Annotated in this window: 13 protein-coding genes and 4 tRNA genes; 15 read left to right on the plus strand and 2 right to left on the minus strand. The window is 27.0% G+C overall.

The annotated features are described in order from the left end of the window. The first annotated feature begins 200 nt into the window (after positions 1-200). The 4 genes from IR152_RS17295 to IR152_RS17310 all read left to right on the plus strand — a co-directional run bounded on the left by IR152_RS17295 (position 201) and on the right by IR152_RS17310 (position 545). A tRNA-Lys gene (locus IR152_RS17295) sits at positions 201-276 on the plus strand. A 6-nt stretch (positions 277-282) separates the two neighbouring features. Next, positions 283-357 (plus strand) — tRNA-Glu (locus IR152_RS17300). A 4-nt stretch (positions 358-361) separates the two neighbouring features. Beyond that, a tRNA-Val gene (locus IR152_RS17305) sits at positions 362-437 on the plus strand. Positions 438-470: 33 nt separating this feature from the next. Beyond that, positions 471-545 (plus strand) — tRNA-Thr (locus IR152_RS17310). A gap of 378 nt (positions 546-923) precedes the next feature. On the opposite strand, the gene IR152_RS17315 is transcribed toward IR152_RS17310, so the two are convergent. Together IR152_RS17315 and IR152_RS17320 are read right to left on the minus strand one after the other, a co-directional pair. Continuing rightward, positions 924-1,916, minus strand: coding sequence for an ATP-binding protein (locus IR152_RS17315; protein WP_227453139.1), 993 nt, complete (start codon positions 1,914-1,916; stop codon positions 924-926). A gap of 8 nt (positions 1,917-1,924) precedes the next feature. Then, a complete protein-coding gene (locus IR152_RS17320; RefSeq protein WP_227453140.1) occupies positions 1,925-2,983 on the minus strand; it encodes a DnaD domain protein in 1,059 nt (352 codons plus the stop codon). Between the two features lie 124 nt (positions 2,984-3,107). Here IR152_RS17320 and IR152_RS17325 point away from each other — a divergent pair, with 124 nt between their 5' ends. The 11 genes from IR152_RS17325 to IR152_RS17370 all read left to right on the plus strand — a co-directional run bounded on the left by IR152_RS17325 (position 3,108) and on the right by IR152_RS17370 (position 13,411). After that, positions 3,108-4,571, plus strand: coding sequence for a M1 family metallopeptidase (locus tag IR152_RS17325; protein ID WP_227453141.1), 1,464 nt, complete (start codon positions 3,108-3,110; stop codon positions 4,569-4,571). 471 nt (positions 4,572-5,042) lie between these two features. Then, on the plus strand, positions 5,043-5,507 hold the full coding sequence (locus tag IR152_RS17330; protein ID WP_227453142.1) for a GyrI-like domain-containing protein: 465 nt from the start codon (positions 5,043-5,045) through the stop codon (positions 5,505-5,507). A 137-nt stretch (positions 5,508-5,644) separates the two neighbouring features. Then, positions 5,645-6,442: an MBL fold metallo-hydrolase gene (locus tag IR152_RS17335; RefSeq protein ID WP_227453143.1), complete on the plus strand. Its 798-nt coding sequence runs from the start codon at positions 5,645-5,647 to the stop codon at positions 6,440-6,442. Between the two features lie 249 nt (positions 6,443-6,691). Beyond that, complete coding sequence (rlmH, locus tag IR152_RS17340) at positions 6,692-7,171, plus strand: 23S rRNA (pseudouridine(1915)-N(3))-methyltransferase RlmH (protein WP_227453144.1); 480 nt, start codon at positions 6,692-6,694, stop codon at positions 7,169-7,171. A gap of 144 nt (positions 7,172-7,315) precedes the next feature. Continuing rightward, a complete protein-coding gene (locus tag IR152_RS17345; protein WP_227453145.1) occupies positions 7,316-8,131 on the plus strand; it encodes a site-specific DNA-methyltransferase in 816 nt (271 codons plus the stop codon). Further along, on the plus strand, positions 8,106-10,874 hold the full coding sequence (locus tag IR152_RS17350) for an N-6 DNA methylase (protein WP_227453146.1): 2,769 nt from the start codon (positions 8,106-8,108) through the stop codon (positions 10,872-10,874). Before IR152_RS17345 ends, IR152_RS17350 begins: the two co-directional genes overlap by 26 nt. 219 nt (positions 10,875-11,093) lie before the next feature. Continuing rightward, positions 11,094-11,399 (plus strand): AAA family ATPase, encoded by a 306-nt coding sequence (locus tag IR152_RS17355; RefSeq protein WP_227453147.1) that lies wholly within the window; start codon positions 11,094-11,096, stop codon positions 11,397-11,399. Between the two features lie 856 nt (positions 11,400-12,255). Then, on the plus strand, positions 12,256-12,450 hold the full coding sequence (locus IR152_RS17360) for a JAB domain-containing protein (RefSeq protein WP_227453148.1): 195 nt from the start codon (positions 12,256-12,258) through the stop codon (positions 12,448-12,450). 38 nt (positions 12,451-12,488) lie between these two features. Continuing rightward, the gene (locus tag IR152_RS17365) at positions 12,489-12,716 is read left to right on the plus strand and encodes a JAB domain-containing protein (protein ID WP_311315454.1); all 228 of its coding nucleotides are present in this window, start codon (positions 12,489-12,491) and stop codon (positions 12,714-12,716) included. Positions 12,717-12,775: 59 nt separating this feature from the next. Further along, positions 12,776-12,907 carry a hypothetical protein gene (locus tag IR152_RS20135; RefSeq protein ID WP_255624992.1) on the plus strand — a complete coding sequence of 44 codons (132 nt, stop codon included), beginning with the start codon at positions 12,776-12,778 and terminating at the stop codon, positions 12,905-12,907. 282 nt (positions 12,908-13,189) lie between these two features. Beyond that, positions 13,190-13,411 (plus strand): hypothetical protein, encoded by a 222-nt coding sequence (locus IR152_RS17370; RefSeq protein WP_227453149.1) that lies wholly within the window; start codon positions 13,190-13,192, stop codon positions 13,409-13,411. Positions 13,412-13,524: the final 113 nt, after the last annotated feature.

A 13,524-nucleotide genomic window follows, 5' to 3' on the forward strand; every position in this document is an offset into this window, starting at 1 on the left:
AAGTGTAATTAAAGTCATATTTCTGTATTCTAATTATATATTTTATTTAAAATATTTTGTTGAAAATAGACAACTCCAGAGTATTTTAATTATATACTAAAGAAATAAAAAAACTATTGACTAAAAATTATACAGCAGTTATAATATAATTTGTGAGTGAAAGAAAGTGAAAGAAACGACGAAAAAAGTCGAAAGAATGTGGTCTATTAGCTCAGTCGGTAGAGCACCTGACTTTTAATCAGGGTGTCCCGCGTTCGAGTCGCGGATAGATCACCAAAATATGGCTCGTTGGTCAAGAGGTTAAGACACCGCCCTTTCACGGCGGTAACAGGGGTTCAATTCCCCTACGAGTCACCAGTATGGGACTATAGCTCAGCTGGGAGAGCACCTGCCTTACAAGCAGGGGGTCACAGGTTCGAGCCCTGTTAGTCCCACCAAATTTTGAATTAGAGATAAAGATTAGATTATATGCTGGTGTGGCTCAACGGTAGAGCAGCTGACTTGTAATCAGCAGGTTGTAGGTTCGATTCCTATCACCAGCTCCACAAGGTACATAAATTTAAATTAATATAATTTTCTATGTTACAGGATACTTTTAAGTATCTTTTTTTAATTTCATTTTTTATTGTATGAAAAATGAAATTTAATTACAACAAAATATTTAATTATTTCTAACACTATAGTTTTAAAACTAAAATTTAGAATAATTATAGAAACGTATTGAATAATATAATAAATTTATAGTGCCAATAAATATAAATTACAAAGAACGTAAAAGATTTATTATATTGAGAATACATTAGATATGTAAATAGAAAAATAAAAAGGATAGCTTAATTTATGTAGTATAAGTTTTAAACAGAGAAGCAAGTTTGTTCTTACCTCTCTATTTAAAAATAAAAAAATGTTTTTTAAGGGCTAGTTTATTTGAATCTTTCCCATCTCAAATCATCTCCAGTAAATTCTAAAATTCTAAACTTATCTAAGATTCTAGAGAGAGTTCTTTGAGTATAAGTATTTCCTATCTGAGATGGTGTTAAGTTGGTTGAGATAATAATTTTTTTACCATCGACAAGTCTTGTATTTACAATATTGAAGATTTCTCCACTAGTAAAAGAATTATTAAGTTCAGTACCAAGGTCATCTATTATTAATAAATCACAATCAAACAAGTTTTTATAATTATCTTCACTTATCTGATTATTTGTGTCTCTCCTAAATTTATAATCTTCAAGAATATCTAAGATTCTGAAAGAAGTCTGGTAGATTACAACATTACCTTTATCCAACAAATCCTTTGCAATACAATTGCACATATATGTTTTTCCTAGTCCAGTAGAACCATAAAATAGTAGATTTTCATTATTATCTTTATTAAAATCATGAACAAAATTTTCGCAGATACTTAAATTATTTAGCATATTTTCTCTAGGAGATATTTCTCCATTAGAACCTTTCTTAGGAGAAAATATATTCAAGTTAAAATTCGAAAAATTTTCCTGACTTAAAATCCTGTCTAAATTAGACATCTTATAAGCTTCATTTACAATTTCTTGTTTAAGACAAGAACATTTTTCACCATTAGGTAAAAAACCTTTATCTTTACAAGAAGCACATTGAAACTTTATTTCCAAGTAATCAAGAGGTATATTATTTTCAGCTAAAAGTTTTTCTTTCTTTATTTTTAAGGATTCTATATTCTCTTTAGTCTTATTTACAATTTCATCTTTAGACTTAGGATTTAAAAGCACTATTTTAGCTAATCTAAGACCTATTTTAGAAATTTCATCATCTATAGATTTTATTTCAGGGATTCTATTATATACCTCATTTTTTCTATGTTCTAATAAGAGTTCATTGTTATCTCTTCTCTTATCGTATTTAGCAAGTATTTTTCTTATTTTATCCTCATTCATTTAATCACCTACTTAAACTTTTCTTTTTGACTTTTTTTAATAATCTCATCGAGTTCATCAGAAGTATACTGAGTAAATGTTTCGTTGAAATTATGGAACTTAGTTTTCTTGTAAGTACTGTTGTTTTGAGTAGTATTAATCTGCTTCTTATTAATATTCTCCTTAACTATACGTTCTTCCTCTTTTTGCTTTAAATCATTTAAATTTTTTATATTTTTTTCATTCCAATTTTTAACTATACCATTTATATAAGATATGTTTGGGTTTGAAATATTTTTAGATTTAGAACAGGCATTTATTATCAGTTCTATATCCATATCAAATTCATCAAACCAAGTGTCCATAAGCTCTTTTTCTGATTTTGATGGTTGTCTTGAAAATCCCAATTCATTGAAAATCGTTTTATATAAAATATATCTTTCACTTCTAACTAAAAAGCTTTCTTCAACATCCTTTGGTGTATATAAATTTGAATCATACCAATTCCTGATAATGCCTTCAATGTATTTAACTGGCTTTGATGTACCAGTTTTATCTTTGACATATTCATAAGCACAAAGTATCATATCAGGACTCATATTGTATTTATTCATTATATCCATAATACTAATCTTCTCACTTGGGTCGAGATATCGACCAACTATTTTATTTATAGAATTAAACATTTTTCTAATACTTGGATTTTCAGAAGTAGATACAACTTGATCTGTATTAGATTTTATAGATGAATTATTACCTAATATATTCTCAATATAGAAATTTTTTAAATCTAAAAATTCTATTGAATAATTAAAATTATCATATTCTCCATTGTCATGTATTTTTATAATCTTCTTTTCTTCCCAGAATTTCCAAGCAGATAACACATCAGATAAGGGTATATTTAGGTTTTTGGCTATTGAATTATTGTCGAACTTAGGATTAGAAGTAATATCACATGCCTGTCTATATCCCAAAAGATAAACTTTTACGTATAACCCGTCCGCCATTGGCATAAATATATCTATAAAGATATTGGGAATAGTGATTTCACCTAAATCTATTTCATTGCTTTCTTTAAAAAACATTTTATCACCTCAGATTAAATTATATCATTTTTTATATTATATTTGTCTGTAAACAAATAAAAGGTCATAAGATTAGCATGTAAATATTTTCTAGAAATATTCATTTTGAAAAGGAGGAGATATTTTGGTTATAAAATTCAACCAAAAAGTAAGAAGAACATTATCAGTAGCAATTCTATTTATGGTATTAATAATAGGTTGCTTTATAGAAAAGGATGACAGTTTAGAAACATACAAAGAAAAAATTGATTCAAAAATAAATCAATATAATATGGATGTTATATTTGATGATGAGACTAAGAGGCTAATGTGTAATCAGAATGTTGAGTACATAAATAATACAAAATCAAACATAGATAAAATATATTTCCACATATATCCGAATGCTTTTTCCAAAAAAGATTTTGCTCCTTTTGAAAAAAGTGAAATGACAAGGGCTTATCCTAATGGATTTAATGAAGGGTATATAGATATAAAAAATATATTAAATAAGAATAGTAAAATGGAGTATAAAATTAAAGGGGATAAAAACGATATATTAGAAATTGAATTAGGGAAAGAATTAAAACCGAATGAAAGAATGTCATTAGATATAAAATATAATGTAAAAATACCAAATTCAGTTGGAAGATTTGGATATGGAGAAAATACTATAAATGTTACTAATTGGTTTCCTATAGCTTGTGTAAATGATGAAAGAGGATGGAATTTAAAGAGTTATGAAGCTATTGGTGACCCATTTTATAGTGAGACTAGTGATTTTCATGTGAAACTATTGATTCCAAATAAATATAAAATTGCTCATACGGGAAAACTTATTGATGATAAACATGATAATAAGAAGATGTTATATGAAATAGAAGCTGAAAATGTTAGAGATTTTGCATTTATATTAAGTAGTAAATTTGATGTAAATAAGGTTGATTCAAGAGGAGTAGCTATTAATACATACAATTTAAATAAAAATCTTTCTAAAAAAGCAACTGAAGTTGCAAAAGATTCAATAAATATATTTAGTGAATTATTTGGGAAATATCCGTATAAAGAATACTCTGTTGTAGCAAGTGACTTTTTTATAGGGGGAATGGAATATCCTATGCTTGTTATGATAGATCAAAGCCTATATAATGAAAAAAATGAATTTTTACTAGAATATGTTATTGCTCATGAGACAGCACATCAATGGTGGTATTCTGCTGTTGGAAATGATGAAATAAGTGAACCTTGGTTGGATGAGGCACTTACTGAATATTCTACAATAGTTTACTTTGAGCAGAAGTATGGTAAGGAAATGGCAAATAAGCTTATAAAGACAATGGAAATACAGACAAAGAGTTATTTGAGTGAGAATATATTTAAACCAACAAATGAATATAAAAATTCTACTGAATATAGTTTAAATGTTTACACAAAAGGGGCAATAGCTTTTAATCAAATAAGAAAAGAAGTTGGTGATAAAGTATTCTTTGAGACTTTAAATGAATATTATAATAAATATAAATATAAAAACGTTAATGGAAAAGCTTTTGTAGAGCTATGGAATAGTAAGGGGGTAGATATAAATAAGATTATAAGTGAATACAAGTAAATTTTGTACAGGAGATGTTTCAAAATGGGAGTTTGAAGCATTTCCTTTTTTTGTACAAAGAACAATTATCATATTTGATTGCTATTTAAAAATAAACACTATTTATAGTATTCAACTATACTTATGCCATTTAATAATAGCATTAATTTGGAACTCAAAAAGAGCACTGTAGGACAAGCCATAATCTATAATAGGTGGTATCATGTTAACTATAAAGAAAAATAAATTAGGAAGGCAGTTATGTCATGAATGAAAAGTAATTCAATTAGTAATGGATTACATTGAAGAGCATTTATAATAGTAAGATGAAATAGATAATGAAATATAAAACCTTTAAAAGTAGAAAATCTAGTCATGTACAAAGGCTTGATTTTATAGGAACAAATCAAGGAAAATACTAAGGGTATTTTTAGTCGCATAAGCGTGAGAAAGCCCCTCAAAAAATAAAATAAACTTGTTGGAGGAGATAAGATGTCAAGAATAACAGATATTACTGTAGTTGAACAGAGTGCATATTATGCTTTAGTAATAAGAAAAACAATTAACTTCATGGATGAATTTCAAGAGTTCTCTGCTCAAGGATATGCGAAAATCATGGGCTATGTAAAAAGAAAAAATACTTTCGTGGCAGGAGAACCTATTGTCTGCTTTCACAACATGGATTTAGAAAATTTGGACATTGAGATAGGTTTCCCTACTTCAACTAAGATGGAAGGTGTCGATGATATTCAGAGCATAGAAATACCTGCACAGAAGATAGTTACTGCAATTGACCAAGGTGATTATCTTTTGCAAGATTCTACGTTAGAAGAATTGTTTGCATGGATACAAAGTAGCCCCTATGAAATTATTGGAGAAATTTATTATCAGTACTTAAATACACCAAATCGTCCAACAAACGAACTATTGACTAAAATGATGTTACCTATTCGTTAACATGAAGTATCAAAAATAACTCATGAAAATTCAAAACAGGAGTTGAACTTAGAATTTGATTGGAAAAAATCAATTTCGAGACAACTCCTGTTTTTTTGGTATAATATAATTTATAAGGCAGAAAAAGAGGTGAAGGAATGCTAAAGTATTGTTCAGTTGGAAGTGGCAGTAGTGGAAACTGCCATTATATAGGGTATAAAAATACCAGTATACTAGTAGATGCAGGATTAAGTGGAAAAAGAATAACTACAGGTCTTAAAGACATTGATGTAGATGCAGATAAATTAAAAGGAATATTTATAACACATGAGCATGTTGACCACATAAAAGGGGCAGGTATATTATCAAGAAAGTTTGATATACCAATATTTGCTAACATAAAGACGTGGTGTTCTATGAAGGATAAGTTAGGTGATATCAAAGATAAAAATATGAAAGTTTTTGAAAATGATAAAACTTATTCACTGGGAGATATTATAGTCAGACCTTTTTCAATAGAACATGATGCGTCTGACCCAGTTGGGTATAATTTTTACACAGAGAGTGATGAAAAGATATCTATAGCTACTGATATAGGATGTATAACTCAAAATATAAAAAAACATCTGTATAAATCTAAATTAGTAGTGCTAGAATCAAATTATGATCCTAATATGCTTATGATGGGTTCATATACATATGCTTTAAAGAAAAGAGTGATGTCAAATACTGGACATTTATCTAATGAGGATGCTGCTGACTTCTGTGTTGAGTTGATTAATAAAGGTACAGAATCTATATTATTAGCACACTTAAGTAAAGAAAATAATTTTCCAGAATTGGCATATGAAACTTCAAAAGGAGTATTAGCATCAAATGATATAGTAGTTGGACAAGATGTAAAGTTAGATGTACTATCACGAAACGATGTTTCTAATGTCTATGAGATGAAGTAGAGGTGAACAAGAAAGTATTTTAGCGATATCTACTATCATGATGGGCTCAACTGCTTTTATCAATTTGAATCAAAGAGATAAATTTATAGCTTAGGATGTGAAATATATTGAGGGTACTATTTAGTAAGATTATATTTTTTGACAAGTTCGTAGAGTATACAAATCAATAAAGAGTGAGATAATTTTATAACAGTTTGTAAATTATATTAGTATATAAATTTGTAGCAAAATCAAGTTTAGGAGAAACATATGAATATAAGTATAGTTGTAGTAGGTAAAATTAAAGAAAAATATTTAAAGTTAGGTATTGATGAATTTAAGAAGAGGCTTTCTAAGTACTGTAAGCTTGAAATTATAGAGTTGGATGATGAAAAAGCTCCAGAAAATTTGAGTATTAAAGAAATGGAAATTATAAAAGATAAAGAAGGAAAGAAAATTTTAGGGAAGATAAAACATAATAGTTATGTTATAGCTCTGGCTATTGATGGGAAGAATTTGTCCTCTGAAGAGCTTGCTAAGACTATGAGTGATTTAGCAGTTAGAGGGAATAGTAGCGTCTGTTTTATAATTGGAAGTTCTCTAGGGCTTTCTGATGAAGTATTAGGAAGGTCTGATTATAGGTTATCTTTTTCGAGGATGACTTTTCCTCATCAGATGATGAGATTGATATTGTTAGAGCAGATTTATAGGGCCTATAGGATAAATAATGGAGAACCGTATCACAAGTAAGGGATAGTGTTTTAATAAAATAAGAACTTTGAATAATAAATAGGTAATATGAAAAAGTTACTTCTAATTTGCAGAAGTAACTTTTTCATATTAGAGGATAATAGTTATATGATATAATTTACTTTGGAAGCAGGAGGAAAGTTAATGTTACAAAATTATTTAAACAAAGTAATTCAAGGCGATTGTATTCACGTAATGAAAAATTTTGAAGATAAATCTATAGACATGATATTGTGTGATTTACCCTATGGTACTACTCAAAATAAATGGGATTCTATTATCCCACTTGATGAGCTTTGGAAAGAGTATAAAAGAATAATAAAAGATAATGGAGTTATTGTACTTACATCACAAGGTGTATTTACAGCAAAACTTATATTGAGCAATGAAAAATGGTTCAAGTATAAATTAGTTTGGGAAAAATCTAAAGCAACAAATTTTCTAAATGCAAAAAAGCAACCATTAAGGAAGCATGAAGATATATGTGTATTCTATAATAAACAACCTATATACAATCCTCAAATGAGAGAAGGAGAACCATATGATAAAGGGGTAAGAAAAAATCAATTAACAGGAAGTTATGGAGATTTTAATCCAATACATGTAAAGAGTGAGGGTCAGAGGTATCCTACAGATGTTGTTTATTTTAAAACTGCAGAGTCAGAAGGCAAAGTATATCATTCAACACAAAAACCAGTTGAATTAGGGAGATATTTAATAAAGACTTTTACCGATGAAAATGATGTAGTTTTGGATAATGCTTGTGGAAGTGGTAGCTTTTTAGTTTCTGCAATAATGGAAAAAAGAAATTTTATAGGAATAGAAAAAAATGAAGGAATTCAATTATATAAAAATAAAGAAATAGACTTAATTGATATTTGTAATGAGAGAATAAATGATGCTTATAAAAAGATTCATGGGGGAAATATAGAATATGAAAATAATAGGGACAACAAGTGATAATGAAAGAAGTTGGGCAATTGATTTAATTTCAGATATAAACACTTATGTTTGTGAAGAAAGTAAAGAAAGTATAATACAATATGCAGGAGGAGAAATGAGCCTATCGACGGGCATTGGCTCATTATTTCCAGATACATTATTATTTGGAGATAAAGGAAAAACGAGAATTTTACAAGGTTGGGAGCTAAAGTACCCAGATACAAATATTGATGACAAAGATCTTATTAATAATGCAAAAACTAAAGCTGAATTATTGGGAGTGAATAGCTTTTTAGTATGGAATGTTTCTATTGCTAAGTTGTATGCAAAACTTAATGAAGAAGATGAGTTTAAAGCTATAAAAGAATGGAATTCATTATCACATATAACAACACGAACTGAAGTTTCATATAACATGCATGAAATTAAGAATGAACTTCATGTTATATTAGATGATTTAAATTATTTTTTTAGAAATGGAACTTTAAAAAGTGAAAAAATATTAAATTCTATAGCAGGTGATAAATTACTATCATTAATGTTTAATAATGTGGGGGAATGTTCTAAATCAATTAAGAATGCATGTATAATTGATAGTGACTTAAATGATGAAATAATGTTGTGGTGGGATATGGAAGGTATTACTTATGGTAAAAAAGCCGATAAGTGGTTTGAGATATCTAAATTAGCAATTATATCTTTAATGAATAAATTTATATTTGCTAATATCTTAAAAAAATACAATAGCAAAGCAAGTATAATAAATGAAATAAATGAGAAATCATCGATTGATGAGTGTTTAGAAGTATTTAATAAAATTTCAAATGATTGTGATTTTTATAATATATTTGAAGAGAAAACAGGTGAAAGATATATTGATTCATCATCTTTGGCTACAATTTTGAATTTTAATAATTACTTGTTAGAACTAGATTTTACAATTTATGATGATAGAATTTTAGAAAGTTTACTAACTCAAGTAGTAACTAGAAGTAAGAGAAAAGTGGCAGGACAATTTTCAACACCAAGGGAATTAGCTGTTTTCTTATCAGCATTGACTATAAAAAATAAAGCATCTAGAGTTATAGATCCTTGTTGTGGTACTGGAACAATTGCAAAAGCAGCATATGATATAAAGATAACATCAGGTATTGATAGTAAAGATGCTATTAGTCAGGTATGGGCAGGAGATAAGTTTAGATATCCATTGCAATTTGCGATGTTGGCATTAACTAGTCCAGAAAATATGGGGCGACAAATAAATATTTATAAGAGTGATGTTTTTAATTTACTGCCAGAGACTGAAATTTCAATACATGATGCAAATAGTAACAATATCCTTAGTATTGAATGTGGAAAATATGATTCTATAATATCAAATTTACCATTTGTGCAACAAGAAAATTTATTAGAATTAAACAGCACAGCAGTAGAGTTTATTAATAAAACAAACTCAATATTTAACGGAAGAAGTGACCTATATGCATATATATCATTGAAGTTAGATGATATTTTATCAAAACAAGGAAGAATAGGAATTATAGTCTCTAATTCATGGTTAGGAACTGAATTTGGCGATAAGTTTTTCGATGAATTAAAGGAAAAATATAATGTTGAATGTATAATAACATCTGGAAAAGGTAGATGGTTCAAAAATGCAGATGTTGTAACGAATATAATTATATTGAATAAAAAAGATATAGATAAAGTTAGTGATATTAAGTTTATTACGCTGAATGATAAAATTGAAGTGTTAATAGGAGATAATAATACAACAGCACAAGTTGAAAATGCATCTAGATTAGTGGCGAAAATAAGACGAAATATTAATACAGAGGAAATTACAATAAATACTTATTCAGATGAAGAAGTGAAAAATTTAGATGCTATGGGAATGATTAAAAATTCTTTGTTTACTGACTGCAGATGGCTACTAGATTTTAAAGATAAAGTTGAACCGATAAGTAAGTATTTTATAGTAAAACGAGGAGAACGTAGAGGGTGTAATGATTTGTTTTATCCTAAAGACCATAATATTGAGAATGACTATATAGTACCAGTCATGAAAAAATTAGATACATCATCATATATTATGAATCTAAATGCATCTATTGATGGATTTGTATGTGGAAAATCTTTGGCTGAATTGAAAAAATTAGGTCATATTGGTGCAGAGAATTGGATAAATAAGTTTAATGGTAAATTAGATAAAAACGGAAAATTATATAATGAAAAATTGAAGAGAGCTAATCTAAATTGGTATGAAATGTCATTAAATAATACATTTGATATTGGATTATTAATTAATCCTGATGAGAGATTATTTTTTTCAAAAGCTCCATACCCTGTTTTTTTTGATCAAAGGTTAACAGGATTAGTTAGAAAAAATAAATCAGATGATTTAATGATATTATCTGCAATGTTAAATAGCATTTTAGGATTGTTCTATATAGAAGCTATAGGATTTGGAAGGGGATTAGGGGTTTTAGATTTAAACAAAAATAAGGTAGAAGAACGTTTCAAAATGTTGAATCCTGAATTGATTACTAATGAGAGTAGAGATAAAATAATAGAATTGTATAAAAAGTTAGAATCTAGAGATGTTAAACCAATTACAGAAGAATTAGATCAAATAGATAGGATTGAATTTGATAAAGCTGTGTTAAAAGCATTTGGTTTAGAAGATTACTATGAAAGTATAAGAATTTCATTGTTACAATTGTTTAACATAAGAAAATCTGTTGAAAAATTAAATATATAAATAGCTAAGAATAAGCTAGATAAGATAAAAATATCTTATCTAGCCTATTTTTATTTGATATAAGTAATAGATAATGTTATAAATATTTGGTGTAATTTAAATTTAATACTAGTGAAGTTATTATTTGAAAGGTACTATAACAATTAATAAGTAAATTAAAAAATTAGCATATGTTATAATATAATAAAATGTAAAATTATTAAAAAGGATAGAAAAAGGTTGATTAATAAAATAAAAATAGAAGTAGAAATTAATCCTACAGCAATTAATTATTTTTATGGAAGCAATGGGAGTGGAAAAACTACGATATCTAAAGTAATTAATAATTATACAAAATATCCGACCTGTGATATAACATATTCAAACCCATCTAATCAAATTATGGTATATAATAATGATTTTGCAAAAGAAAATTTTTCACAAAGTGTATCTGTTAGAGGTATTTTTACTTTAGGAAAATATAGTAAAGATTGTATGGACTTTATAGAAAATGCTAATAAAGAAATTGAAAACTTAAAACCTTAAATTAATGGTAATAAAGTAACATTAAAAAAAAACTAGAACATAGAATAGTTGAAAAGAATAAAATTGCAGAAAAATGCTGGAGATTAAAACAAAGATATAATGATATATTTAGTATAACTTTTAAAGGACATATATCATCAAAAGAGAAGTTTTTGAATAAATGTTTATATGAAAAAGAAAATACATATGATTTATTAAGTGAAGAAGAAATAATATATAAATGTAAAAAAGTATTTAGCAATTTTTTAACTGAATATATATAAGCTATAATAAACTTAAATTATTAAAGGATAGTAAAATTTTATCAGCGAAAATAATATGTAAAGAAGATTTATAAATTGGAAATTTAATTTCTTGGATAAATGACAGATCACATTTTATAGGAGATGACTTAGAAATGTCTATGGATTCAGATAAAATAGAAAAATACCTAGAAGTATTTAGACTGATGTTTGAAAAACTAGGTTATGGATAGCATTATAAAATGATGATAAATAAAAAACAGAGAATATAATTAAATAGTATTAAAAATAATTTTAAATTATATTATAACTATGATAAAGCTAGATGAGGTAAATTACTTCATCTGGCTTATTTTGTTTTAAAAATAAGGAGGAATATACAATAATAATAAGCATTTGGAAAAAGCAATACTTAGACTTAACAAAGGAACTACCTATAGAAGTGCTATCTACAATAGAAAATACCCTAGAAATACTATATGAAAATTACTGCACAGAAAGGACAGTAGAAGACTTAGTAGAAAAAAATGGAATAGAAGAACTAAAACAACACCAACTAAAAAGAATTAAAAGATCTAATTGAAAAAATAGATTAGTAAAAGGAGGTGATTACAATGGATAAAAAGAAAATACATACACAAAGAGTTGGCATAGTTTTATTGAAATTAGTAAAGGGAAGTAGTGTTCTATATGAAACTAGAGTGATAAGCAATCCGCACGATGCTTACAAGTTAATAAAAAATTTTTTGATATATAGTGATAGAGAACAGTTTGTAGTAGCCTGTTTAGATACAAAAATCAACCTGTAAATATTTCTGTAGATTTAATTGGTAGTGTAAATTCTGCAATAGTACATTCAAGAGAAGTTTTTAAAGTAGATATGTTAAGCAATGCTTCAAAAATAATCTGTTTTCACAATCATCTATCAGGAAATCTAAAATGTAGTAAAGAAGATGAAAATATTACCAATGGATTGAAAAAGTGTGGAGAAATATTAGGAATAGAATTAGTAGACTATATAATAGTAGGAGATAATGATACATACTTTAGTTTTAAGGAAAATTTCATGATGTAGAGAGTCTTAGCCTAGTAGAAATAGGTAAATAATTAAAAAATTGGAATGTAGAAATGACTATGATAAATAATAAATATGAAATAATAAATAAATTATTATTTGATAAATTAAAGCAATTAGTGGATAAATACAATAACATAGATGATGAAACTATAACTGTAATAAAAAGAATAGAGGATAAGTACATATAAGGAATATATTTTAAAAGATAGTAATAATTTAGACGAAATAGTAACTGAATATAAAAATATAAATAATTTAGACATAGATAAGATAATATTCTTTGCTTGGTACAATTTAAACATAGAGGAAATAGATATAGATAAGATAAGTAACTACTACAGTGAATTTCTGAAAGAGTAAATAAGCTGAATGAGGAAATAGAATGCTTGAAGTTTAGACTGGATGAGATTCAAAGAGAAGTAATGATAATAGAAGGATAGCCAATTCATTTTGAATTAGTAAGCCAAGTGATGAAGAAGTTTGGAGAAGTATTCAAGGAGAGTAGTACAATACAACAAAGAAAGCAATTGTTGAACTTACTTGTGTCCAAAGTTACAATAGATAAATCAAGAGCAATAGATACTATAGATCTACAAATCAATGAAGATGTAATAAGATACTTAGTGAAGGAAGGATCATCTGAAGAATATGAAGACCCTTACTTTTTTTGTATTTCTAGAGAATGTATATAGATTTGTGTAAATATATATTTTTGCTACTAAATATTACTGGAAACTTTCAATTCTAGTAATATTTTTTTATTATCAGGAAATACTAATAATGGTATTTTATACACATTTATTGT

It is taken from the genome of Clostridioides sp. ES-S-0108-01, from assembly GCF_020662285.1.
Taxonomy (GTDB): Bacteria; Bacillota; Clostridia; order Peptostreptococcales; family Peptostreptococcaceae; genus Clostridioides.